The sequence below is a fragment of the Plantibacter flavus genome, assembly GCF_051487245.1.
In the GTDB taxonomy this organism is placed as follows: Bacteria; Actinomycetota; Actinomycetes; order Actinomycetales; family Microbacteriaceae; genus Plantibacter; species Plantibacter flavus_B.
The window spans coordinates 553,278-574,973 of sequence record NZ_JAHVDH010000001.1 but is presented as its reverse complement, the minus strand read 5'-3'; the positions used below and the strand labels follow the sequence as shown (position 1 = coordinate 574,973).

Genomic DNA, 21,696 nt, shown 5'->3' with positions numbered 1-21,696 from the left:
ACGGACGGAACGCGCCGGTCATCGAAGCACGGCCCACCCGGCCCGTCGAGGAGCCTGGGGCTTAGAAGCCGTCGCCGATGGTGCTGAGGCGCTTGATCCGCTCGACCAGGGGCGGGTGCGTGCTGAAGAGACGAGCGACGGCGCCGGGCTTCAGCGGGTCGGAGATCCACAGGTGCGCCATCGACGAGTTCTGCTTCGCCATCGGCCGACCGTACGCGGCGAGTTTGCCGAGCGCACTCGCCAACGCTTCGGGGTGGCGCGTCGTGAGGGCTCCGGTGGCATCTGCGAGGTACTCGCGCTGCCGTGAGATCGCGAGCTGCACGAGCGTCGCGAGCAGCGGCGCCACCAGCATGGCGACGATGCCGATGACGAGCATGACCGGGTTGCCGCCGTTGTTGTTGTTCCGGTTGCCGCCGCCCCAGATCGTCATGCGCAGCAGCATGTCGGAGAGGAACCCGATCGCGACGACGAGCCCGAAGACCACCATCGACACACGGATGTCGTGGTTCTGGACATGCCCGAGCTCATGCGCCATGACGCCCTCGAGTTCTGCGTCGTTCATGATGTCGAGCAGACCGGTGGTCGCAGCGACCATCGCGTGCTCAGGGTCCCTCCCCGTTGCGAAGGCGTTGGGAGCGGGATCGTTGATGAGGTAGACCTCGGGCATCGGGGTACCGGTGGTGATCGAGAGGTTCTCGACGATGCGGTACAGGCGAGGGTTGTCCGCCTTCTCGATCCGCTGTGCGCCGCTCATCGCGATGGCCTGTCGACCGGCGAAGTAGTACTGGAGCAGCGCGTATCCCGCAGCGACGACGACAACCACGATGGTGATCGTGAGGTTCTGGTAGATGTAGCCCGCAAGCCAACCGAGACCACCGATGATCGCCAGGAAGGCGATGAAGATCAGGACGGTGTTGCGTTTGTTCCTGGCGATCGCCCGATACATGGAAGTGCGCTACCGCCCGTCAGAACTGGACGCGCGGCGGTTCGGCGATCGCCGCGTTGTCGGTGACCTCGAAGAAGTCGCGCTCGGAGAACCCGAGTCCCTTCGCGAACAGGTTGTTCGGGAACACCTTGATCTTCGTGTTGAGTTCGCGCACGCCACCGTTGTAGAACCGACGCGACGCCTGGATCTTGTCCTCGGTGTCGACGATCTCCGACTGGAGCTGGAGGAAGTTCTGGCTCGCTTGGAGCTGCGGGTACGCCTCAGCGACGGCGAAGATGCTCTTCAGCGCCTGCTGCATGTGGTTCTCCGCCTCGCTCGCGGCCACCGGGCCCTGTGCACTGAGCGTCTCGGCACGGGCCTTGGTGACGTTCTCGAACACCGACTTCTCGTGCGCCGCGTAGCCCTTCACCGCCTCGATGAGGTTCGGGATGAGGTCGGCACGGCGCTTGAGCTGCACCGTGATGTCGCTCCAGGCCTCGTCGACCCGCACGTTGAGCGTCACGAGCGAGTTGTACGTCACCCAGAAGTAGATGCCTACGATGACGACCAGGGCGACGACGATGAGGACTGGGATCAGCCATTCCATGAGGATGGACTCCTTGCGGATCGATGAAGAGCGGGTCTGCACATTCTACCCGGCACCACCCTGCGGTCTTGGGGAGTTCGCAGCAAGCGCGCAGCTCCCGTGCAGCGCGGGTACAAACGACACCCCCTTGACGGCCCGTCGACGCGGGCGAATGATGCCCCCATGACGAACGTTCCCAGGTGGGCCGTCGAGCTCCACGAGCTCCGCGTCCGGCGCGGCACCGCCGAGGTGCTCCACGGGGTGAGCTGCCGGATCGCGCAGGGTGGCGTCGTCGGCCTCCTGGGGCCGAGCGGGAGCGGGAAGACGACCCTGCTTCGAGCGGTCGTCGGTGTCCAGCGACGTGTCACCGGCACGGTCGAGATCCTGGGCGCTCCAGCCGGATCGGCAGCCCTCAGACGGCGCGTCGGCTCCGTCACACAGTCGGCCAGCGTCTACGACGACCTCACGGTGCGCCAGAAGCGCGATCAGCCGCCGAGCACCCGCGCGAGATAGGGGTTGCCGAAGAGCCGTCCGGGGTCGAGACGGTCCCGCACCCTGAGGAAGTCGTCGAAGTGCGGATACGCCTCGCGCAGGGAGCTGGCGTCCCTGGCGTGCAGCTTGCCCCAGTGGGGGCGACCTCCGAGCTCGGACATGATCGCCTCGACGCCGCGGAAGTACTCCCCCGGGTCCTCGCGGAAGAAGCGGTGGACAGCGACATACCCCGTCGGTCGTCCGCTGGCCGTCGACAACCAGAGGTCGTCTCCCGCGGCAACCCGGACCTCGATCGGGAACGAGATCCGCCACTGCCGCTCGTCGATGAGCGCGCGAACCCGCTCGACGGCGGTCACGAGCCGGTCGAGCGGGACCGCGTACTCCATCTCCCGGAAGCGCACGGTGCGACTCGTGGTGAAGACCCTGGTCGAGCGGTCGATGAACTCACGGTCACCGACGAGCTTGTCGGCCAGCCGGTTCACACGCGGGACCATCGCGGGCGCGACGGAGCCCGCGTTGCAGAGCACCCGATAGACGCCGTTGGCGAGCAGGGTGTCGTCGATCCAGCGCGACACCGGGCGGATGGGGCGCAGTTCCGTGTCCCCGGGCAGTCGGTGGTTGGTCTTGGTGAGCGCCGTGTCGGTGTGCGGGAACCAGTAGAACTCGAAGTGGTCGACGGCTGCAGCTCGATCGAGCAGGCTCGGGAGCAGCTCGTCGATCGGCTCGGGGCGTTCGACAGCGTGCAGGACGAACGCGGGTACGCACTGCAGCGTCACCTCCACGAGGATTCCGAGTGCTCCGAGCCCGAGCGCGAGCGCCGGCAGGAGTGCCGTCTCCTGCTCGGCATCGGCGGTGAGGAGCGAGCCGTCCGCTGTCACGACGGTCGCGCCGACCACTTGCGTCGCGATGCCCCCGAAACCGAGACCCGTGCCGTGCGTCCCCGTGGAGATCGCACCGGCGATCGTCTGACGGTCGATGTCTCCGAGGTTCGCCATCGCGAGCCCGAACGGTTCGAGCAACGCCGGCAGCCGGTGCAAACGGGTTCCCGCGAGCAGCGTGACCTGCTGGCGTTCACGGTCCACCGTGACCAGTCCGCTCAGCCCGTCGAGGTCGAGGAGGATGCCGGTCGCCACGGCGATCCCCGTGAAGCTGTGACCGGCACCGACGGCCTTGATCGGTAGTCCCGCTCCAGCAGCCGCACGGACGAGTCGTTGCACAGCGACGATCGAGTCCGGGCGCTCCACGCGCACGGGGCGCACCCGTTCTGTGCGTGCCCAGTTGGTCCACTCCCGGGTCCCCCGCATCAGACGAACCCCTGGCCTTCGCCACGGTAGGTGGGGAGTTCGTCGACGACCCGGTCGCCGTCGACCACCCGGAACGACCCGACCCGCTCACTGAGCTCGCCCGACTTCGTATGCCGCAGCCAGACACGGTCACCGAGCCGGAGCGCCGCCGCCTCCTCACCTGCGACCGGTGTCTGCACTTCGCCCGCCATCTCGCGGGGCAGCATCTCGAGCCCTTCGGGCCACACGATCATCGGCAGTCGGTCGGCACCCGGCGGACCGGACGCGACCCATCCACCGCCGAGGATGGTCGCGAGCTCCGGCGACGGTTTCCGGACGACGGAGAGTCCGAACGCCGCAGCGGGGGCCGGCGTGAACGCGCGGTAGTGGTCGAAGAGATGTCCGCCGAACACGCCGCTTCCCGCCGCGATCTCGGTGACCGACTCGTCGGAGGCGGTGAGTTCGAGGGATCCGGTTCCGCCCCCGTTGACGAACTCGAGGTCGCACACCGACCGCACCTCCTCGACGACCGCCGCGCGTCGCTCGCGCAGCTCGGCCCAGGAACGCCGCTGGATCGCCCGCAGTGTCGCCGACCACGCCGGTCGGCCCGCGAGGTCGTCCCCCTGCCCGGCGATCTGCGCCTCGTAGGCCATGATGCCGACCAGTCGGAATCCCGGCCGCGCCACGACCGCCTCCGCCAGGGCGCGCACCTCGTCCGGCGTCCGCAGCGGTGAGCGTCGCACCCCGACGTGGCCGAGGCCGGGCGCGCGGAACGACGCGTCGAGCTCGATGCAGACACGGATCTCCTCGCGCTGCCCGGGGCCGGCGACGGCGTCGACGAGGTCGAGGTGGTCGAGCGAGTCGATCATGAAGGTGACACGCCGGGCGGCGTGCTCGTCGACCGCGAGTCGCGCGATCGCCCCGCGTTCGGCCGTCGGGTAACCGACGACGACGTCGTCGATCGACTCCGCCAGCCAGAGCGCCTCGGCGAGCGTGTACGCCAGCACGCCGGCATAGCCCGGCTGGCGCAGCAGCGCGTCGATGACCCCGCGCACGCGGATCGACTTGCTCGCCACCCGGATCGGCTTGCCCGCAGCGCGGCGCAGCATGTCATGCGTGTTCGACCGCAGCGCGCCGAGGTGCAGCACCGCGACCGGGGAGTCGACATCGGCGACCGCCCGGGAGATGCCGCCCCAGTACCGGCGTGGGTCCAGCCAGGGGGTCGGGTCCGACACGCGTCCACCCGCGTTCAGGTCGATGGTCATCAGCGCACTCCTCGTACTCGGGTGACGGCGATCGCCCCGGCCACCGCGCAGGCCGCCGAGACGAGGTACAGCCCGGCGAAACCGCCGAGCCACGCGACGAGGAGGGCGCCGATGAGCGGAGCGACCGCTTGCGGCACCGCCTGCGCGATGTTCATGATGCCGAGGTCCTTCCCGTGCGATGCCGGGTCTGGAAGGACCTGGGTCGCGAGCGCCTGGTCGACGGACATGAAGCAGCCGTAGCCGAGGCCGATGAGCGCCGCCGCCACGAACCCCATCGGCAGCGACGGCCAGATCGCGAGGAGCAGGGCGGCGAGCGCCTGCGAGGCCGACGCCGCCACGACGAAGATGCGCCTGCGACCGAGCCGGTCGGACAGTCTGCCGAGCACGAGGGAGGCGAGGACGACGAAGACCGTGTACACGATCGTGAACAGGAGGAGGTCCGTCTCCGCGTCGGCGTCGCCGAGCCCGAAGAGGAGGAAGTAGAACAGGAGCGAGGTGCTGAAGGCGTTGCCGAGGTTCACGAGGACGCGGCTCAGCATGGTCCATCCGAAGTCCGGGTGTCTCCTCGGCGAGATCCAGAGACTCTCGACCAGTGCACGAGCGGTGATCCGCTCGAGGCGTGGTCCTGCCGGCAGCGGATCGGGCAGGCGGAGGAACGGGATCACGAGCACGAGGAGCAGCACGGCGAGCGCGAGGTAGCCGGCCACCATCTGTGTGCCGAGCAGCAGGAGCAGGGCGATGCCGAGGATGACGCCGACCGCCTGCGGCGCTGAGATCCAGCCGGAGACGTACCCGCGTTGGGCGACGGGCACCTGGTCGGAGATCGTCGCGGTCAGCGCTGCGCCGAGGATGCAGAAGCCGATGATCGCGAGGCACCAGCAGACACCGATGCCGACGATGCCGGTCTGCAGTCCGAGCAGCACGAGCCCGACGGCGAAGAGCAGGGCCCCGCCGGCGATCCAGGGTCGACGCCGCCCGAACCGGGAACGTGTGCGGTCGGACAGGGCACCGGTCAGCGGGTACGCGACGATCGAGCAGAGCCCGGCCGCGCCGGCGACGATCCCGAACGCCACGACGCTGTCGACCCAGTGCTCCGGCGCGAGTTGCGCGTCGATCTGGGCGGGGAGCAGCAACTGCAGTGGCGCGAGCTGCGCCATCCAGACCCCGAGCCAGGCGACGGCGAAGGCGGCGATCCAGCGTCCGGTGACGCGGCGGTCCGCGCTGGGTGACGTCGCAAGCGTCGGCCCGCTCATCCTCGCCTCGGCTCGGCCAGCGATGCGATGAGAGAGGCGACCGAGGCGATGAGCTGCAGCGCCTCCCGGTCGTCGCGCCGGACGAGCCACGCGACCGTCAGACCATCGGTGAACGCGATGACGATGCGTGACAGTTCTTCGAGGGGGCGCACCCAGCGGGTACCGCTGACCTCGGCGGCGAGGGTGAGCGCCTCCCCCGCGAGTTCGGCGTACCGGCGGTACTGCTCGCCCGCGACGTGTTCGAGCCCGGGCGTCCGCATGGCGTAGTAGCTGAGTTCCTGCATCGCAGCCTCGCGTCCGGGATCCGCCCGCAGCAGCTCGAAGTAGCGCTCGAGGCCGGCTTGGACGACCGCGCGCAGCTCGAGCGGGGCGACCTCGTCGGATGCCCGATCGGTGGCGGCTCCGACCAGGTCACCGACGTCGAGGACCACGCGCTCCTGCTCGACGACGTGGGCGACGAGCTCAGCCAGCAGCTCGTCGCGCGAGGAGAAGGCGTAGTGGAAGCTCGCGAGCGACATCCCTGCCTCGGCGACGATGGCTCGGGTGGTGGCTGCTGCGACGCCGTTCGCGGCGACGACCCGCAACGCGGCACTGATCAGGTCGGCTCGTCGGTCGACCGCTGAGATCCTCGCCATCGCATCCCTCTCCAGGAGCGTCCACGGGTGCCGTCGCATCTTCGCGGACGACCCGACTGGGACAGATGACCCAGTCGGGTCAGTATGGCGGATCGAGCACCGGAGCGCACCAGGTGATTTTCCGCAGACCAGCTTTTTCCGTCCGGATCAGCCGAGAATCCTTCCAGATGTGGCGCGGGAGGTTGACTTCCCCGGTGGAACTTGGGGGAATGGATACACGGTGACCGGGGACCACACAGGCGCAGGACAATCAGTCCGATCGAATCGTTCGATCGGACGCGTCGCGCTCTCCACGACCGCGCTCGTCGTGGGCGTGCTGTGGGCGCTCTCGTTCAGCGGGCCGGCCGCAGCAGAACCCGAGCCGCTCCCGGCTCCCAGCGAGAGCGCCGCGAGCCCCACACTGCCACCACTCGACGGCCCCACGATCACGAGTCCTGCGTCCGGGTCGTTCATCGGCAGCGGCGGCACGAGGGTGAGCGGCACGAAGGACGCTGGGACGGGAATCCAGCTGAAGCTCGGTGCTGCGCTCGAACCGGTCTGCATCCTGCCGTCGGACGAGGGCACCGCGTGGAGTTGCGACATCGAACTCCCGGACGGCGGCGGGCAGGCCGTCACCGCGGTCGAAGTCGCCGGCGCACAAACCCTGACCGCGCAGATCTCCGTGTCGGCCCTGGGCCCGCCCACCGTCACGACTGGCGCACCCAGCAACGGAGGCGTCCGCGGGACGGCCTACCCCGGCGCGACCGTCACCGTCCGGGCCGACTCCGGCGCGAGCTGCACCTTCGCCGCCGACAGTTCGGGCAGCTGGTTCTGCGTGCTGGGCGAACCGCTGCCCTCAGGGGAGCTCCGCGTGACGGCGACGCAACAGTCCGGCTTCAGCGGCGACCAGTCCTCAGACGCGTCCGCACCCGTGGCGCTCACCATCGACCGGGAGGCGCCCGCGGCCCCCGTCATGACGACACCCGTCGCGGGCCAGGCGATTCCGCTCGGAGGGACAGGCTACGCAGGCACCGGCGAGGACGGCGCGACCGTCACCGTGTTCGCCGACTCCGCCTCGGTGTGCAGCACGGTGGTCGCCGGTGGTGCGTGGGCCTGCTCGGGCGCCGGAGTTCCTGCGGGGACCCATGTGGTCCTCGCCATCCAGCAGGACGCGGCCGGTAACACGAGCGGCGCGAGCACTCCCCTGACCCTGGCGTTCGGCGATGCTTCCACTGCGCCGGGCACACCGACTCCCACACCGAGCAGCTCCCCCGCCCCGTCGAGCGGCGCGGCACCACCCGTCGTGCCGGGCACGCAGCCGCCGGGGACCGCACAGCCGTCTCCGTCGCCGAGCGGCGAGCCCGCCCCCGGTGCCGCACCTCCCACGGGTGGAGGCGGTACCTGGGCGGGCGCGACGCCCTTCTCGAAAACCCTCGCCTCCGCGATCGACGGCCGTGGCCAGCCCGTGTGGTGGCTCGCGGCGCTGCTCGCCCTCGCAGCGGTGGCGCTCGTCGCGCTCCCGGCACGGGTGCTCGCGACCAGCCTCGCCCCCTGGCGTGCGCGGGTCGCCGAACGACGTCGGACGTCCCTGACCGGACGCAACCGCGCTCGTGCCGAGTTCGAACGCGCTCCCGTCCTGCACCTCCCGGGACAGGCCGCCGTCGCGGCGGTCACCGCTGCTACGGCGGCTGGCATCGTCATCTTCGCTCATCCCGTCAGCGGACAGCCGGCCTACCTGAGACTCTGGGTCGCTTCACTGATCGCCGTCATCGCGCTCAACGGCGCAGCGCTCCTCGGCCAGCTGGTCGTCGCCCGTCTCACCCGACTCGGCGCCATGCGCATCGTGGTCCAACCGGGCAGCCTCGTGGCCGTCGGCCTCGTCACCGCCATCTCCCGGCTCCTCAGCCTGCAACCAGCATTGCTCTTCGCGCTGCTCGCCGACCTCCGCCCCGCGCGGCCGTCCTCAGACGAGGCGCACCCCGCCAGTGCCGTGCCTGCCCGGCCGGCCGGCCACCTCGCCCTCGCGCGGATCGCTGCAGCGGCACTGCTCGGCGGCGCGGCCTGGCTCGTGTCGGCCCTCGCCGGTGAGCCCAGCGGTGGATTCGGCACGCTCCTCGTCGAAGCCGTGAACCTCACAGCGATCGCCGGCATCGGCTCGGCAGCGATCGCCCTGCTCCCGCTGGGCGGTCTCGGGGGACGAGCCGTGCTGGACTGGTCGAAACCGGCGTGGCTCGTGTCCTCGCTCGTCGTCTTCACGCTCCTCTTCGGACTCCTCGGTCCGACGGCGACCGCGCCCGGCGCTGCGGACACCCTGCTCGGGCTCCTGATGGCCGCGCTCGCGTTCGCCGCGGTCGCATGGGGGGCCTGGGCGTGGCGGCGTCACATCCGCCCAATGCTCGACGCCCGCTGAAGCACCATTCAGAACAGCGGATCCGCCCTCGGGCTCAGCCGGCGTCAGTGGCGCGCTGGACGGGAAGTCCGCTCGCCGACCATGCGAGGATGCCACCCGTCACGTTCACCGCGTCGTAGCCCTGCTGCTCGAGGTAGCCCGTCACGCGGGCGCTGCGACCGCCGGAGTGGCAGAGCACGTAGACGGTCTCCTCACGCGGCACGTCTTCGAGGTGATCGAGGAACGAGGACATCGGCAGGTGGAGCGCACCCGGCACGCTCATGACGGCGACTTCGTCGGCTTCACGGACGTCGATGATGACGGCCTGTTCGAGGGTGCTCAATTCGGTTGGCGTGATCTCCTGCATGCCTGCAGCCTACCCGCGCTCATGGCCCCCACGCTCCCGACGGGCAGCAGGCAGGCGTGAGGGCGAGGTAACCCGAATACCTCGCCCTCACTTGGGGCGTCTAGCAACCGGTCGACCTGAAAGCTTGCGGCTTTCGGGACCGGCTCACGGGTGACGCCCCCACTCGAAGGTAGCGGACTCCTGACGGCTTGCGTGACGCGTCGCCGTCGTGTCGCGGCAGTCGGGTCCGTTTTCTTGCACCCCGTTCGGGGGACAGCGCACATTCGTTCGGCGACAACGATGTCGACGCACACAACCGGCGCACGAACGGGGGTCCTCGCAATCCCGCAGCGTCTTCTCCAGGAACCCCTGATCAGTGCTGGAACACGGTCGCCGTCGGCGAATTCGGGCTGGCCCGTCGAGCCTGTCGTTCCCCAGGATCGCGGCCCCGGTCACTGCACTCGGCCCACGACGCCGTCATTGGCCGAAGAGCGGCAGATCCGGGAACTCCCGGTCGTCGGCCTCGCTCGGGACCGCGTACCCGAAACGGTTGCGGAGCTCCGACCCGTTCGCCAGCAGCAGCGCGCGGACGCCGACGAGGACCGCGCCGCCCAGCAGCCAGGCGATCACCAGCAGCGCACCACCGACATCGGCGATGGGCTCGGCGATGGTCGTGCCGGCGTCCACAGGCGTGTCGACGCGAGCGGCGAACCACCAGCCACCGGCGACGACCGCGACGGCGGTCCAGAGGGCCTGTGCGGTGGTCACCGACGAGGAGAGGGAGGTCGTCACCGCACGAACCCGGCGCCGATCGTCGGCGGTCACGCTGCTCGGGTCGACGCTCGATCGACGGAGCGCTCGGATCGTCTGCAGGCTTGAGACGGAACCCGTGAAGATCGCTGCGGCGACGCCGAGCGCCAGCACGACGCCCCCGATCACGGTGCCCGTCCCGATCACGGCTTCGACGTCTGACCGGAACCGGACGGGCTCCGCATACAGACCCGGTTGATGCAGGAAGACGCCGAGGAACACCAGTCCCGCACCGACGATGACGAGGAGACCGGCGATCCACTGGGTTCGCTCAAGCGTTCCCCACGTGCGACGGGCGCGGCGCCGTCCTGCCCGCGAGGTGCGTCGCACGGCCGGTCCGGCATGGCCGACGGTGCCATCCGGGAGGCGTTCGGAGCCGCTGGTCCGCCAGCGCCGATCCACCGCGCTGAGCCACCAGACGGTCGCTGCGGCGAGGAGGGCGACGGCGACACAACCGCCGCTCCAGAGCATCCAGAGGACGAACTCGCCCCGGTGGAGCTCGTCGGAGAGTCGCCCCGCGTGCTCTGCGGCGAGCACGATGCACGGGATCGCGGCGAGGAGGGCGAGTCCGCCGAGCCCGACGAAACTCGCCATCGCGGGCCCGCTCGGCGAGACGGTCACCTGACCGCGCACGAGCAGGGTGTCCGCGAGCCGGCGATCCCTCGACTCGACCCGCGAGTACAGGTCCGCGAGTGCGAACCGCGCGGCCGTCGACAGCACGCCCGCCACGAGCGCGAGGACGACCGTGCCGATCGCTGCAACCGCGAGGATGCCTCGACCCAACCTGCCCGAATCCGCGGCCGCGTCCCCGAGGGCTGCACCGGCGACGATCATCCCGAGCGTGTCGAGCATGATCGCGGCAGCGCAACCGAGCAGCGCCGCGACCACGGTCGTCCGAGCCACGTCGACCATCACCAGCCGAGGAGTCGGCGGCAACTCCTCATGCGTCTGCCGCGCGCGCTCGTGCGGCCGCCTCCCCCGTCGCCCCATCGACCTGTCCCCCGTTCGAATCCCCGATCGAGCCTACCGACAGCCACGGCCGAGCCGCGGCGTTCGGGGCCATGACCACCCAGGCACGGCACGCACGAATCGCGACGGGATCCTGGTACCCCCGGTGGGGTTCGAACCCACACTGCGGCGATTTTAAGTCGCCTGCCTCTGCCAGTTGGGCTACGGGGGCGTGCACCTCATCGTATCGAGGGGCGGAACGACGAGAGGCGCACGACCGGCGAACCGGGCATGCGCCTCTCGAGACCAGAGCCTGTGGCTCCAGCGGGACTACTTGGTGGCGCCGACTTCCTCGGCGGGAGTCGCGACGGCCTGCTCGGGCTCGGCACCGGTGGGTGCGTCGGCGGGAGCTGCCTTCGGCTTGCGCTTCACGGGAGCCTTCCGAGCGGGCTTCTCGGCGGCTGCAGGAGCAGCTGCCGGAGCCGCAGCCTCGACCGGAGGCTTGGGACGCGACGCGAAGGTCTCGAAGGCCTCACGCGGGTGCTGGGTCGCCGCCAGCGACACGATGTCGCGGCCGAGCCAGAAGTTGTTCCACCAGCCGCCGAACACGCGGAACTTGCGCTCGAAGCTCGGCATGGCCAGACCGTGGTAGCCACGGTGCGCGATCCAGGCCGGGAGGCCCTTGATCGCGATGTTGCCGGACTGGAAGACGCCGACGCCGATGCCGAGACCGGCGACCGCTCCAGCGTTCTTGTGGAAGTAGTCCTTCGGCTTCTCGCCACGGATGACCGCGGTGATGTTCTTCGCGAGGAGCTTGCCCTGACGCACGGCGTGCTGCGCGTTCGGCACGCAGAAGCCGCCGACGCCACCACCGGTGAGGTCGGGGACGGCGGAGACGTCGCCGGCCGCCCAAGCGCCCTCGACGATCTCATCCTCGGTACCGACGCGGAGGTCTGCGCGGGTCTTGATGCGACCGCGCTCCTCGACGGGGAGGTCGCCGCCACGGACGACGCCCGGGTTGGCCATGACACCGGCGGTCCAGACGATGAGGTCGGACTCGAAGGACTCACCCGTGGAGAGCTCGATCTTGCCGTCGACAGCCGACTGCAGCTGCGTGTCGAGGTGCACGTTCGCACCACGCTCGGCGAGGTTCTTGAGCACCCAGTGGCTGGTCTCGATCTTGACCTCGGGCATGATGCGCCCCATGGCCTCGATCAGGTGGAAGTGCGTGTCCTCGAAGGACAGCTGCGGGTAGCTCTTCAGCAGCGAGCTCGCGAAGGAGCGGAGCTCGGCGAAGACCTCGATACCGGCGAAGCCGCCACCGACCACGGTGAAGGTGAGGAGGCGGTCGCGCTCGGGGCCAGCGGGCAGGTTGGCGGCCTTGTCGAAGTTGGTGAGCACGCGGTCGCGGATGGCGACGGCCTCCTCGATCGTCTTCAGACCGATCGCGTTGTCGGCGACGCCGGGGATCGGGAAGGTGCGCGAGACAGCGCCGGCGGTGACGACGATGATGTCGTAGTCGACCTCCCAGGGCTCACCGACCTCGGGGGTGAGCGTGGCCTTCTTCTCGGCGTGGTTGATGCCAGTGACCTTCGCCGTGATGACGTTGGTGGACTTCAGGTGACGGCGCGGCGCGACGACGGCGTGACGCGGCTCGATGGAGCCTGCGGCCACCTCGGGGAGGAAGGGCTGGTAGGTCATGTACGGCAGCGGGTCGACCATGGTGACTTCGGCCTCACCACGACGAAGCTGCTTCTCGAGCTTCCATGCGGTGTAGAACCCGGCGTAACCACCACCGACGATCAGAATTTTGGGCACGGCGAACGATCTCCTACGTCAAGACGATTGGTTCAGATGAGCATCTGAGAATATCGGAACAGAGTACTACTCCTGCAGTACCCGCTTGAAATGCCTGGTAGCGCCTATGACACCGAGCACAACCAGGCTACCAGTTCCGAGCAGGAGCGCGAGCGGCAATGACCCGTAGAGCAGGGTGGCAGGCGTGGGGAGGAAGGGATTCGCCCGCACCTCGATCGACTCGCCCTGCGGAATCGTCGGCGGCAGCGGCGATCGCGTCGCCGGAGGTTGGGCGGCACCGGCATCCGGATCGGGCACCTGCTCGGCCCGACGATAGAGCGTGATCCAGTCCGACAGCTGTTGCTCCGGCGTGGTCGACGCCGGCCCCACCGAACCCGTCACGGCCTTCGCGGCATCGATCAGTCCGGCACCGTAGATCGGACTCTGCGCCGAGTCGCCCACCTGCTTCGCGGTCGCCGTCACGCGCTGCATCACGTCCGCAGCGCTCAGCTCGGGCCACGCCGAACGCACGAGGGCCACGAGACCGGACACGATCGGTGCCGCACCGCTCGTCCCCTGCCACTGCACATAGGAGCCGGCGGGCGTCACGCCCACGAGCTGCTCGCTCGGTGCCGCGACGGCGATCGTGATGCCCTGGCTCGACGCGTCGAAGCTCGCCGACCCCGCCCGGTCGACACCCGCGACCGTCAGCACACCGGGAATCGTGGCCGGCGCACCGACCTCCACGGTGCCACTCCCGCGGTTCCCAGCCGCAGCGACCACGACCACGTCGTGCGAGAAGGCGTACAGGAACGCGTCGTCCCAGCTCTCCGGCCAGTCGAGACTGTTCCGGGTGAGGGACATGTTGATGACGTCCGCACCGTTGTCGACCGCCCACCGCACCGCGGTCGCGATCTGGTCGTCCCAGGGCACGATGGCGGAACCGTCGGACCCGAAGCCGACCGACACCGACAGGAGTCGTGCCTCCGGGGCCACGCCGATGACGCCGGCACCGCCGGTCTTCCCTCGACCCGCGATCATCGACGCGACGAGCGTGCCGTGCTCACTGCCCTCCGATCCGACGGGCGTCCGTCCGTCCGGGGAACCGAGTCCGGAGACGTCGACGCCGCCGGCGACCGCGCCGTTCAACTCAGCCGGGCCGTCGGCGATGCCCGTGTCGATGACGGCCACCGTGACACCGGCGCCCCTCGTGGTCTCCCACGCGGTCGTGAACCCGTAGTCACCGAGCCAGTACTGCATGTCGCGCACCGTGTCGGCGTGCGCCGGCATCGCCTGCGCGCCGAGGAGGAGCAGCGCGAGCAGGCTCGCGAGCGCACCGGATCTCCAGGCACGACCGGCACGACGCCCTCGGCCGCCCACTGCACTCCCCCGCGTGCGACCCCCGTCGCGTGCGGGCGTTATCCCTGGCCCACCTGATCGTCGGCGCATGCGCAGACCTCCGGGCTCCAGCTGGCGCGCTCGAGCGCGAGATCACCGATCGGGTTGACGCCGGGACCCGCCGCGAGGGCGTGTCCGACGAGGGCGTGGAGGCACTTGACGCGGACGGGCATGCCGCCGGCGGAGATGCCGTCGATCTCGGCGACCTCGGCGATGGAGGTGCGGTCGGCGAGGTACGCCCGGTGAGCGGCGGCGTACGCGTCTCGGACGGCCTCGTCCTCGGCGAGCAGCGCGGTGTACTCGTTCATGACGAGCGTCGCCTCCAGCGATGACACCGAAGCGGTCGCTGCCGGGTGGGTGAGGTAGTAGAAGGTGGGGAACGGCGTTCCGTCGGCGAGGCGCGGAGCGGTCGAGACGACCGTCGGGGCACCGCAGACGCAGCGCGCAGCGATGCCGACGACGTCACGAGCCGGTCGCCCGAGCTGCGCGGACACGATCTCGACGTCGCGTTCGGAGACGGGGCCGAAGGGTGGGGTGGTCATGAATCCATTATCGCCGGGATCACCGACCCCGCTCGACGTCAGCCCTCGGCGGGCGCCGGTGCCTGGGTCGCGGGAGGCGTCTCGGCCGGCGCAGGGGTCTCGGATTGCACGGGAGCCGGAGAATACCCGGTCGCGACGAGCGAGGAGAGCAGTCCGTCGAGCCAGTCCGTCTGCGAGTCGACGAGCGTGTCGCTCACCGGCGCATCGCTCGCCGGCAACGACGCGGGGTCGATGTCGTTGATGATGATGTAGCTGACCTCACCGGGCAGCGCGTAGAAGAGGCGATCCCTCGCCTGCGTCATGACGTAGCTCTGATCGTTCCACCGCTCGCGCTCAGCGGTCTGGGCGTCGACCTTGGCCTGGGTGTCGGCGACCCCGGCCTCGAGGGCGGCGATCTGCTGCCGCTGTTCGAGGAAGGTCTTGAGGTTCGGTGCCAGCACGACCACCCCGAGGATGAGGATGCCGAGCAGCAGCACGCTGAACCCGGAGAGGCGGAGACTCCGCAGCCATCCGCCGGCTCCCGCGTCGCCGGTTCGCACGGGTGCGGTGCGGGACGAGCCGGTCCTGGTGCTCGTCGTCGATCCGGTGGCCGCTCGCGAGGCCTTCGACTGGCGCGACGACTTCTGGCCACCGCCCGAGGACGGCTTCGACGGGGTCTTCCCGGGGGCCTGCCGCCCGGCTGCACCCGAGGTGCGCTTCGCCACGGGCTTCGCGGAGGACTTCGCCGACGACGGACGTTTCGATGCAGACTGCGCGGGCGCAGCTTCCGAGGGAGCACGCTTCGGCTCGCCGGCGGCCGGCATCGTTGGCTTCTTCACAGGCGCCTCCCGCACACGACGAACGCTCTCAGGAATGCCGATCGGCACCCCTGAGAGCGTTCAGGTGACGATGCTTAGGCGGTGAACCGCGGGAAGGCGCTGCGACCGGCGTAGACGGCAGCCTGACCCAGCTCCTCTTCGATCCTCAGCAACTGATTGTACTTCGCGACCCGCTCGCTGCGCGCAGGCGCACCGGTCTTGATCTGGCCCGCGTTCGTCGCGACGGCGAGGTCGGCGATGGTGGTGTCCTCGGTCTCACCGGAACGGTGCGAGAGGATCGTGGTGTAGCCGGAGCGCTGTGCGAGGGAGACTGCGTCGAGCGTCTCGGTGAGGGTGCCGATCTGGTTCACCTTGACGAGCAGCGAGTTCGCGGCGCCCTTGGCGATGCCGTCGGCGAGGCGCTTCGGGTTCGTGACGAAGAGGTCGTCGCCGACGATCTGCACCTTGGAGCCGAGCTCCGGGGTGAGGTGGGCGTAGCCGGCCCAGTCGTCCTCGGCCAGCGGGTCCTCGATGGTGATGAGCGGGTAGTTCGCGACGAGGTCGGCGTAGTACGCGGTCAGCTCGGTGCTGTTCAGGGCCTTGCCCTCGAACTGGTAGGCACCCTCCTTGTAGAACTCGCTCGACGCGACGTCGAGACCGAGGGCGATGTCGGTGCCGACGGTGAAGCCGGCCTTCTCGATCGCTTCGACGATGAAGTCGAGAGCGGCACGGTTGTGCTCGAAGTCCGGAGCGAAGCCGCCCTCGTCGCCGAGGCCGGTGGCGAAGCCCTTCGACTTCAGCAGGCCCTTGAGCGTGTGGTACGTCTCGGTGCCCCAGCGGAGCGCCTCGCGGAAGCTCGGAGCACCGATCGGGAGGATCATGAACTCCTGGATGTCGACGCCGGTGTCGGCGTGCGAACCACCGTTGATGATGTTCATCATCGGGACCGGGAGGACGTGGGCGTTGGCGCCGCCGACGTAGCGGTAGAGCGACAGGTCTGCGGAGTCGGCAGCCGCGCGGGCGACCGCGAGGCTCGCGCCGAGGATGGCGTTCGCGCCGAGGCGGCTCTTGTTCTCGGTGCCGTCGAGCTCGATCATGGTGTGGTCGACCAGACGCTGGTCGTCTGCCTCGATGCCCTCGAGTGCCGGGCCGATCTCGTCGAGAACGGCGTCGACCGCCTTCTCGACGCCCTTGCCGAGGTAGCGCGCGGTATCGCCGTCGCGCAGCTCGTAGGCTTCGAACGCACCGGTCGATGCGCCGGACGGGACTGCTGCACGGCTGACCGTGCCGTCCTCGAGCAGAACCTCGACCTCGACGGTCGGGTTGCCACGGGAGTCAAGAATTTCGCGAGCGCCTACTGCCTCGATGAGTGCCACGGGTGTTCTCCTTGTGGGGATTGGTGAGTGGGACGGGTACGACGACCGCCCGCGGCTCAGTCTAGTGACTCCGGGTGGACGGCCGCAGAGCGCGGCCTCCAGCTCACTGGTCGAGGCGGAAGCTCGACACGATGCCGTGGTGGTCGCTGCCGGCGTCGCCGAGCACGGCGTTGTGCGTCGCGGTCATCCCGCGCGTGAACACGTGGTCGAGCCGGATCAGCGGGGTGCCGGCCGGCCAGGTCAGCCCGAGTCCGCCCTCGCTCTGGTTCGGCTCCTCGAGTTCGCCCTGCAGTGCCGCGAGCGCACGATCGGACCCGGAAGCGTTGAAGTCACCCATGACCACGACCCGGTCGCGCGTGTTCGCCGCCACCTCCTCGGCGAGTTCGGCGAGCATGACGTCGCGCTCGGCGTGTGCACCGGGACGAGCTGAGTCGGCGTGGATCACGTAGACGCTCACCGCGCCCGACGGCGTGTCGACCACGGCGTTGATCGCCCGGTACCAGTCGAGTCCGAGTTTCAACCCGATCGAGTCGTCGATCGGGTAGCGGCTCCAGAGGCCGACGGTGCCGGTGAGGACCGAGTAGGGGTACTCGGCGTCGAGGACGGCGGCGAGTGGCTCGCGATCGTGCGCCTCGATCTCCTGCAGCGCGATGAGGTCGGCACCGCTTGCGGCGAGCGAGCTGGCGATGATCGACGGGTCCCCCTGCGGACCGAGGTTCTGACTGGCCACCGTGAGGGACGACTCTGCAGGCACCGCGGCACGGCTGTCGCCGAGGGGAAGCACGCCAGGACCGAAGATGAACGCCCAGACGAGCGTCGGTGCGAGGAGGCCGATGAACGCACCGGGAGTGCGTGCGACGAGGACCACCACAGCCAGCACCGGCAGCAGCACCCACGTCCACGGGAGGGCGTTGTCCCACACCAGGCCGAGACCGAGGATGTCGGGGACGAGGGCGTGGGCCGCGGTGAGGACCGCGAGCGGCAGGCCGACGACGAGCGCCAACACCGTCGCCCGACGTCGCGCGCCACTCACGCGGCGACGCCCGACGCGCGACGTTTCCGGCGCGCGGGACGGCCGCGCTGCGGGAGCCGTGAGGGTCATCGGAGGAACCAGGTTTCAGTCGGGGGCGGACCCGGACGATCGCGTTCATGGGGTGCGATCCGTCCGAATGGTCCATCCTCCCCCGAAGAGCTGGACAGGTGCTCGGAAGCGCGCCGTGCGTCGCGAACCGGAGCAGGAGGCGTCAGTCGAGCGGCTTGACCTCGAGCGCATCGAGGGTCGTTTCCGCGCTGACGAACGCGAACGATCCGAAGCCGGCTGCACCGACCCGTTCGAGCAGCGCCTTCAGGTTCTTGACGCGGGCCTCGAGCCGGACACGACGCCCCTGCGCGACGAGTCCCGCTTTGAGGGCGACGAGCTTCGCCGGCTCGACATCGCGGTCGTGGACGAGGACGATCGACTCGGAGAGGGTGTCGGACGGCAGCTCGACGAGGTCGACGATCCGCTCGAACCCGATGGAGAATCCCGCCGCTGGAACGTCCTGGCCGAGGAACCGGCCGATCATGCCGTCGTAGCGCCCGCCGCCACCCAGCGAATAGCCGAGCTCGGGGTGGGCGATCTCGAAGATCGTTCCGGTGTAGTAGCCCATGCCACGGACGAGGAACGGGTCGAACACGAGCGGGTTCGCGAACGGATCCGGCTGCTGCCCCTGCAACGTCGAAGCCGCAGCGACCGCCGCCCCGAGGGCCGCGAGTTCGGCGACGACCGTGTCGTCCGCACCGGCCGGCAGGGCCTTGCGGATCGCCCGCTCGCCGAAGGTGTTGAACTCCATCGTCTGCGGGCGGCGGAAGAACGCGTCGAGGGCGTCGACCGCCGCGGCGTCGACCCCGCGGTCACGGAGTTCGGCGACGACACCCTCCTGCCCGACCTTGTCGAGCTTGTCGATCGTGATGAGCACCTGGGCGTGCGAGTCGGCGGGGAATCCGAGCGCGTCGAGCATCCCGATGAGGAGCCGCCGGTCGTTGATCCGCACGCTGCACCCGGTGATGCCGAGCTCGGTCAGGGTCGCGAGGGTCGCCGTGATGAGCTCGGTCTCGGCGAGGTACCCAGCCTCACCGATGATGTCGATGTCGCACTGCACGAACTGGCGGTAGCGGCCCTTCTGCGGTCGCTCGGCGCGCCACACGGGCGCGATCTGGATCGAACGGAAGACCGGTGGCAGCTCCGCCCGGTGCGAGGCGTAGAACCGCGCCAACGGGACGGTGAGGTCGAAGCGCAGACCGAGGTCGGTGAGTGCCGCCTGGTCGTCCGCCGCGGCGACGACCGCCTCGGGGGTCAGGCCGCGCTTCAGGATGTTGAAGGCGAGCTTCTCGTTGTCTCCGCCGAGGCCGGAGTGCAGCCGGTCGAAGTCCTCGACCACCGGGGTCTCGATCTCGTCGAAGCCGTGGGAGCTGAAGACACGGCGGATGGTGCCGAGCGCGTGCTCCCGGCGGGCCTTGTCGGCGGGGAGGAAGTCACGCATGCCGCGCGGCGGGGTCACTGGAGCTGCCATGCCTCAATTCTGGCATGCGGGCGCGCGACCCATCGGTGCGAGCGGACTCGCCGGGCACCAGCGCTCAGGGAGCCGAGCCGCTGACCACCGCGGCCTGTTCGACCTCGCGGACCTCGGCACTCAATCGCCGGACGGCGCCCCGCAGCGCACGCTCGGCATCCAGGCCGGTGGCGCGTGCAGCGGCGACGATCGCGAGCAACCGCTCCCCCAGCGCGTCCTCATCCTCCGTCAGGACCGCTTCGACGGCCTCGGGCGACGGCCGGACACCGACGGAGGCCGCTCGACCGAGTACCTTGTCGGCGAGCGCCAGCGACGGCATCGCCTGAGGGATGCCTTCGAGCACGCTGCTGCGCTTGGCCTTCTCCTCCGCCTTCGCCGCGTTCCACACCCGCACGACGTCCTCGGGGGTCGCGGCGTCCTGCTCGCCGAAGACGTGCGGGTGCCGGTGCACCATCTTGCGGGTGGCGGCCTCGGCGACGTCGTCGAAGTCGAACGGGGCTTCGGCGTCGCGCGAGGCGATCTCCGCGTGGAACACCACCTGCCAGAGCACGTCGCCCAGCTCCTCGACGAGCTCGTCCCGGGTGCCGTCCTCGACAGCCTCCACGAGCTCGTAACTCTCCTCGATCAGGTAGGGGACGAGTGCCTCATGGTCGATGCCCTGCGTCCACACGCAGCGGTCCCGCACCTGGCGCATCGCGTCGACGAGACGTGCGGTCGGCGTATCGCCGACGGGTTCGCGGGTCATCGACGCCCGCCCTTCGCCGGGCGCCCGTCGGGCCGCCCCGTCCGAGCGATCACGCGCGCGATGCGGTCGCGCACCTCGGTGAACGGCGGATACACGAGCGAGAGCGTGTCCGGCGACAGGGGCTTCGCCAGCACGGCCTTGGCATGGCTGAACGTGTCGAAGGAGTACCGGCCGTGATACGCCCCCATGCCGCTGGCGCCGACCCCGCCGAACGGCAGCCCCGGCACCAGGAGGTGTGCCGCCGGCACACCGAAGGCGAGCGCACCCGACGAGGTGTCACGGGTGAAGCGGCGACGGGTCGCCTTGTCGTCACTGAACACGTACAGCGCGAGCGGCTTCTCGCCCGCCCTGATGTGGGCGATCGCCTGCTCCAAGCCGCTGACGTGCAGGATCGGCAGGATCGGACCGAAGATCTCCTCCTGCATGACCCTGGCAGCCGGGTCGACACCGTTCACGACGGTCGGCGCGATGTACCGGGTGGATGCATCGTGCTCACCCCCGATCGCGGCTTCGAGTCCGCCCAACAGCCCGCTCACCCGCGCGAAGTGTTTGTCGGTGACGATCCGGCCGTAGTCCGAACTCGTCGCAGGGTCAGGCCCGTAGAGCTCCGTGATGGCGTCGCGGAGGTACGGGACGAGCCGGTCGGCGACCGCCCGGGTGGCGAGCAGGTAGTCGGGTGCAACACAGGTCTGACCTGCGTTCAGGAGTTTGCCCCACACGATCCGGCGGGCGGCGTCGGCGAGGTCGACGGTGTCGTCGACGTACACCGGGGACTTCCCGCCGAGTTCGAGGGTGATCGGGGTCAGGTGCTCGGCCGCAGCCCGTGCGACCACACGCCCGACGGCTGCCCCACCGGTGTAGAAGATGTGATCGAACCGCTCGGCGAGGAGGGCTGTCGAGAGCTCGACACCGCCTTCGAGGACGACGACGGCGCGGTCGTCGAGGTACTCCGGCAGCAGGCGCGCGAGTGCGGCGCTCGTGGCCGGGGCGAGTTCGCTCGGCTTGACGAGGACGGCGTCACCGGCGGCGAGGGCACCGATGAGTGGGCCGAGGCACAGCTGGACGGGATAGTTCCACGGCCCGATGACGAGCACGACACCGACCGGCTCCGCGACGACCGAGGCCGCCGCCGGTGCGAGCGCGAGCGGGACCGAGACCCGGCGTGGACGCACCCAGCTGCGCAGGTGCTTGAGCGCGTGGTCGATCTCGCCGACGAGGAGTCCGATCTCGGTGAGCTGCGATTCCGTGCCGCTCTTGCCGAGGTCGGCCGCGAGCGCCTGCTCGAGTTCGCCACCGCGCTCGACGAGCATCCGTTTGAGCGCGCGGAGCTGCCGCAGGCGCCACGCGAGGGGCTTCGTGGTGCCACGGTCGAAACACTGTCTCAGCGTGGTGACGGCCGCTGACACCGTGGCATCGGGCACCGACCCAGTGGTCTCGGGAGCTGTCGTGCGCTTCGTCCGGGTGCTGGTCGCCATGGGTTCCTCCAACTCGACGTCGCCGTGCGCACCAGCATACGACCGCCGCGCGCACGGATGGCCGGAGCGGGCGAGAGTCCGACGACACCCAGGGTGCAGCGGC

The 21,696-nt window shown here is 69.9% G+C and carries 19 protein-coding genes and 1 tRNA gene; 2 read left to right on the top strand and 18 right to left on the bottom strand.

Annotated features, from left to right (window positions below; genetic code table 11):
• Window positions 1-61: 61 nt before the first annotated feature.
• Both KXS11_RS02635 and KXS11_RS02630 read right to left on the bottom strand, forming a co-directional pair.
• The gene (locus tag KXS11_RS02635; protein ID WP_437383892.1) at window positions 62-946 is read right to left on the bottom strand and encodes a M48 family metallopeptidase; all 885 of its coding nucleotides are present in this window, start codon (window positions 944-946) and stop codon (window positions 62-64) included.
• 19 nt (window positions 947-965) lie between these two features.
• A complete protein-coding gene (locus tag KXS11_RS02630; RefSeq protein ID WP_437383891.1) occupies window positions 966-1,532 on the bottom strand; it encodes a LemA family protein in 567 nt (188 codons plus the stop codon).
• Between the two features lie 162 nt (window positions 1,533-1,694).
• On the opposite strand from KXS11_RS02630, the gene KXS11_RS02625 reads away from it, so the two are divergent.
• Entirely contained in the window at window positions 1,695-2,024 is a 330-nt protein-coding gene (locus KXS11_RS02625) for an ATP-binding cassette domain-containing protein (protein ID WP_437383890.1), read from the top strand.
• Here the strand turns inward: KXS11_RS02625 and KXS11_RS02620 are convergent.
• Genes KXS11_RS02620 through KXS11_RS02605 form a run of 4 tightly spaced genes read right to left on the bottom strand, consistent with a single transcriptional unit; the run spans window position 1,997 to window position 6,439 of the window.
• Window positions 1,997-3,307 carry a D-arabinono-1,4-lactone oxidase gene (locus tag KXS11_RS02620; RefSeq protein ID WP_437383889.1) on the bottom strand — a complete coding sequence of 437 codons (1,311 nt, stop codon included), beginning with the start codon at window positions 3,305-3,307 and terminating at the stop codon, window positions 1,997-1,999. The genes KXS11_RS02625 and KXS11_RS02620 overlap by 28 nt on opposite strands.
• Complete coding sequence (locus KXS11_RS02615; RefSeq protein WP_437383888.1) at window positions 3,307-4,551, bottom strand: alanine racemase; 1,245 nt, start codon at window positions 4,549-4,551, stop codon at window positions 3,307-3,309. The genes KXS11_RS02620 and KXS11_RS02615 overlap by 1 nt, the downstream gene beginning before the upstream one ends.
• Window positions 4,551-5,804, bottom strand: coding sequence for an MFS transporter (locus tag KXS11_RS02610; protein ID WP_437383887.1), 1,254 nt, complete (start codon window positions 5,802-5,804; stop codon window positions 4,551-4,553). Before KXS11_RS02610 ends, KXS11_RS02615 begins: the two co-directional genes overlap by 1 nt.
• On the bottom strand, window positions 5,801-6,439 hold the full coding sequence (locus KXS11_RS02605; protein WP_437383886.1) for a TetR/AcrR family transcriptional regulator: 639 nt from the start codon (window positions 6,437-6,439) through the stop codon (window positions 5,801-5,803). The genes KXS11_RS02610 and KXS11_RS02605 overlap by 4 nt, the downstream gene beginning before the upstream one ends.
• Window positions 6,440-6,659: 220 nt before the next feature.
• On the opposite strand from KXS11_RS02605, the gene KXS11_RS02600 reads away from it, so the two are divergent.
• Window positions 6,660-8,828 carry a hypothetical protein gene (locus KXS11_RS02600; protein ID WP_437383885.1) on the top strand — a complete coding sequence of 723 codons (2,169 nt, stop codon included), beginning with the start codon at window positions 6,660-6,662 and terminating at the stop codon, window positions 8,826-8,828.
• A gap of 34 nt (window positions 8,829-8,862) precedes the next feature.
• On the opposite strand, the gene KXS11_RS02595 is transcribed toward KXS11_RS02600, so the two are convergent.
• The 12 genes from KXS11_RS02595 to KXS11_RS02540 all read right to left on the bottom strand — a co-directional run bounded on the left by KXS11_RS02595 (window position 8,863) and on the right by KXS11_RS02540 (window position 21,593).
• Window positions 8,863-9,174 (bottom strand): rhodanese-like domain-containing protein, encoded by a 312-nt coding sequence (locus KXS11_RS02595; RefSeq protein ID WP_437383884.1) that lies wholly within the window; start codon window positions 9,172-9,174, stop codon window positions 8,863-8,865.
• Between the two features lie 456 nt (window positions 9,175-9,630).
• Window positions 9,631-10,866, bottom strand: coding sequence for a hypothetical protein (locus KXS11_RS02590; RefSeq protein WP_437383883.1), 1,236 nt, complete (start codon window positions 10,864-10,866; stop codon window positions 9,631-9,633).
• Between the two features lie 200 nt (window positions 10,867-11,066).
• Window positions 11,067-11,143 (bottom strand) — tRNA-Leu (locus KXS11_RS02585).
• A 98-nt stretch (window positions 11,144-11,241) separates the two neighbouring features.
• Window positions 11,242-12,729 carry an NAD(P)/FAD-dependent oxidoreductase gene (locus KXS11_RS02580; protein WP_437383882.1) on the bottom strand — a complete coding sequence of 496 codons (1,488 nt, stop codon included), beginning with the start codon at window positions 12,727-12,729 and terminating at the stop codon, window positions 11,242-11,244.
• Window positions 12,730-12,795: 66 nt separating this feature from the next.
• Entirely contained in the window at window positions 12,796-14,088 is a 1,293-nt protein-coding gene (locus KXS11_RS02575) for a S8 family serine peptidase (RefSeq protein WP_437383881.1), read from the bottom strand.
• A 38-nt stretch (window positions 14,089-14,126) separates the two neighbouring features.
• Window positions 14,127-14,648: a DUF501 domain-containing protein gene (locus tag KXS11_RS02570; protein ID WP_437383880.1), complete on the bottom strand. Its 522-nt coding sequence runs from the start codon at window positions 14,646-14,648 to the stop codon at window positions 14,127-14,129.
• Window positions 14,649-14,686: 38 nt separating this feature from the next.
• The gene (locus KXS11_RS02565) at window positions 14,687-15,466 is read right to left on the bottom strand and encodes a septum formation initiator family protein (RefSeq protein WP_437383879.1); all 780 of its coding nucleotides are present in this window, start codon (window positions 15,464-15,466) and stop codon (window positions 14,687-14,689) included.
• A gap of 74 nt (window positions 15,467-15,540) precedes the next feature.
• Window positions 15,541-16,821, bottom strand: coding sequence for a phosphopyruvate hydratase (eno, locus tag KXS11_RS02560; protein ID WP_437383878.1), 1,281 nt, complete (start codon window positions 16,819-16,821; stop codon window positions 15,541-15,543).
• A 103-nt stretch (window positions 16,822-16,924) separates the two neighbouring features.
• Window positions 16,925-17,854, bottom strand: a complete 930-nt coding sequence (locus KXS11_RS02555) for an endonuclease/exonuclease/phosphatase family protein (protein ID WP_437383877.1) — start codon at window positions 17,852-17,854, stop codon at window positions 16,925-16,927.
• Window positions 17,855-18,065: 211 nt separating this feature from the next.
• Window positions 18,066-19,373, bottom strand: coding sequence for a histidine--tRNA ligase (gene hisS / locus KXS11_RS02550; RefSeq protein ID WP_437383876.1), 1,308 nt, complete (start codon window positions 19,371-19,373; stop codon window positions 18,066-18,068).
• A 64-nt stretch (window positions 19,374-19,437) separates the two neighbouring features.
• A complete protein-coding gene (locus KXS11_RS02545) occupies window positions 19,438-20,118 on the bottom strand; it encodes a MazG family protein (RefSeq protein ID WP_437383875.1) in 681 nt (226 codons plus the stop codon).
• A complete protein-coding gene (locus KXS11_RS02540; RefSeq protein ID WP_437383874.1) occupies window positions 20,115-21,593 on the bottom strand; it encodes an aldehyde dehydrogenase family protein in 1,479 nt (492 codons plus the stop codon). The genes KXS11_RS02545 and KXS11_RS02540 overlap by 4 nt, the downstream gene beginning before the upstream one ends.
• Window positions 21,594-21,696: the final 103 nt, after the last annotated feature.

What these genes read in the sequence shown, in the direction of transcription:
- KXS11_RS02630 (WP_437383891.1), bottom strand. Translation starts at nt 1,532, where the DNA reads ATGGAATGGCTGATCCCAGTCCTCATCGTCGTCGCCCTGGTCGTCATC.
- KXS11_RS02615 (WP_437383888.1), bottom strand. Translation starts at nt 4,551, where the DNA reads ATGACCATCGACCTGAACGCGGGTGGACGCGTGTCGGACCCGACCCCC.
- KXS11_RS02605 (WP_437383886.1), bottom strand. Translation starts at nt 6,439, where the DNA reads ATGGCGAGGATCTCAGCGGTCGACCGACGAGCCGACCTGATCAGTGCC.
- hisS (WP_437383876.1), bottom strand. Translation starts at nt 19,373, where the DNA reads ATGGCAGCTCCAGTGACCCCGCCGCGCGGCATGCGTGACTTCCTCCCC.
- KXS11_RS02540 (WP_437383874.1), bottom strand. Translation starts at nt 21,593, where the DNA reads ATGGCGACCAGCACCCGGACGAAGCGCACGACAGCTCCCGAGACCACT.
- KXS11_RS02610 (WP_437383887.1), bottom strand. Translation starts at nt 5,804, where the DNA reads ATGAGCGGGCCGACGCTTGCGACGTCACCCAGCGCGGACCGCCGCGTC.
- KXS11_RS02635 (WP_437383892.1), bottom strand. Translation starts at nt 946, where the DNA reads ATGTATCGGGCGATCGCCAGGAACAAACGCAACACCGTCCTGATCTTC.
- KXS11_RS02570 (WP_437383880.1), bottom strand. Translation starts at nt 14,648, where the DNA reads ATGACCACCCCACCCTTCGGCCCCGTCTCCGAACGCGACGTCGAGATC.
- KXS11_RS02545 (WP_437383875.1), bottom strand. Translation starts at nt 20,118, where the DNA reads ATGACCCGCGAACCCGTCGGCGATACGCCGACCGCACGTCTCGTCGAC.
- KXS11_RS02625 (WP_437383890.1), top strand. Translation starts at nt 1,695, where the DNA reads ATGACGAACGTTCCCAGGTGGGCCGTCGAGCTCCACGAGCTCCGCGTC.
- KXS11_RS02595 (WP_437383884.1), bottom strand. Translation starts at nt 9,174, where the DNA reads ATGCAGGAGATCACGCCAACCGAATTGAGCACCCTCGAACAGGCCGTC.
- KXS11_RS02620 (WP_437383889.1), bottom strand. Translation starts at nt 3,307, where the DNA reads ATGCGGGGGACCCGGGAGTGGACCAACTGGGCACGCACAGAACGGGTG.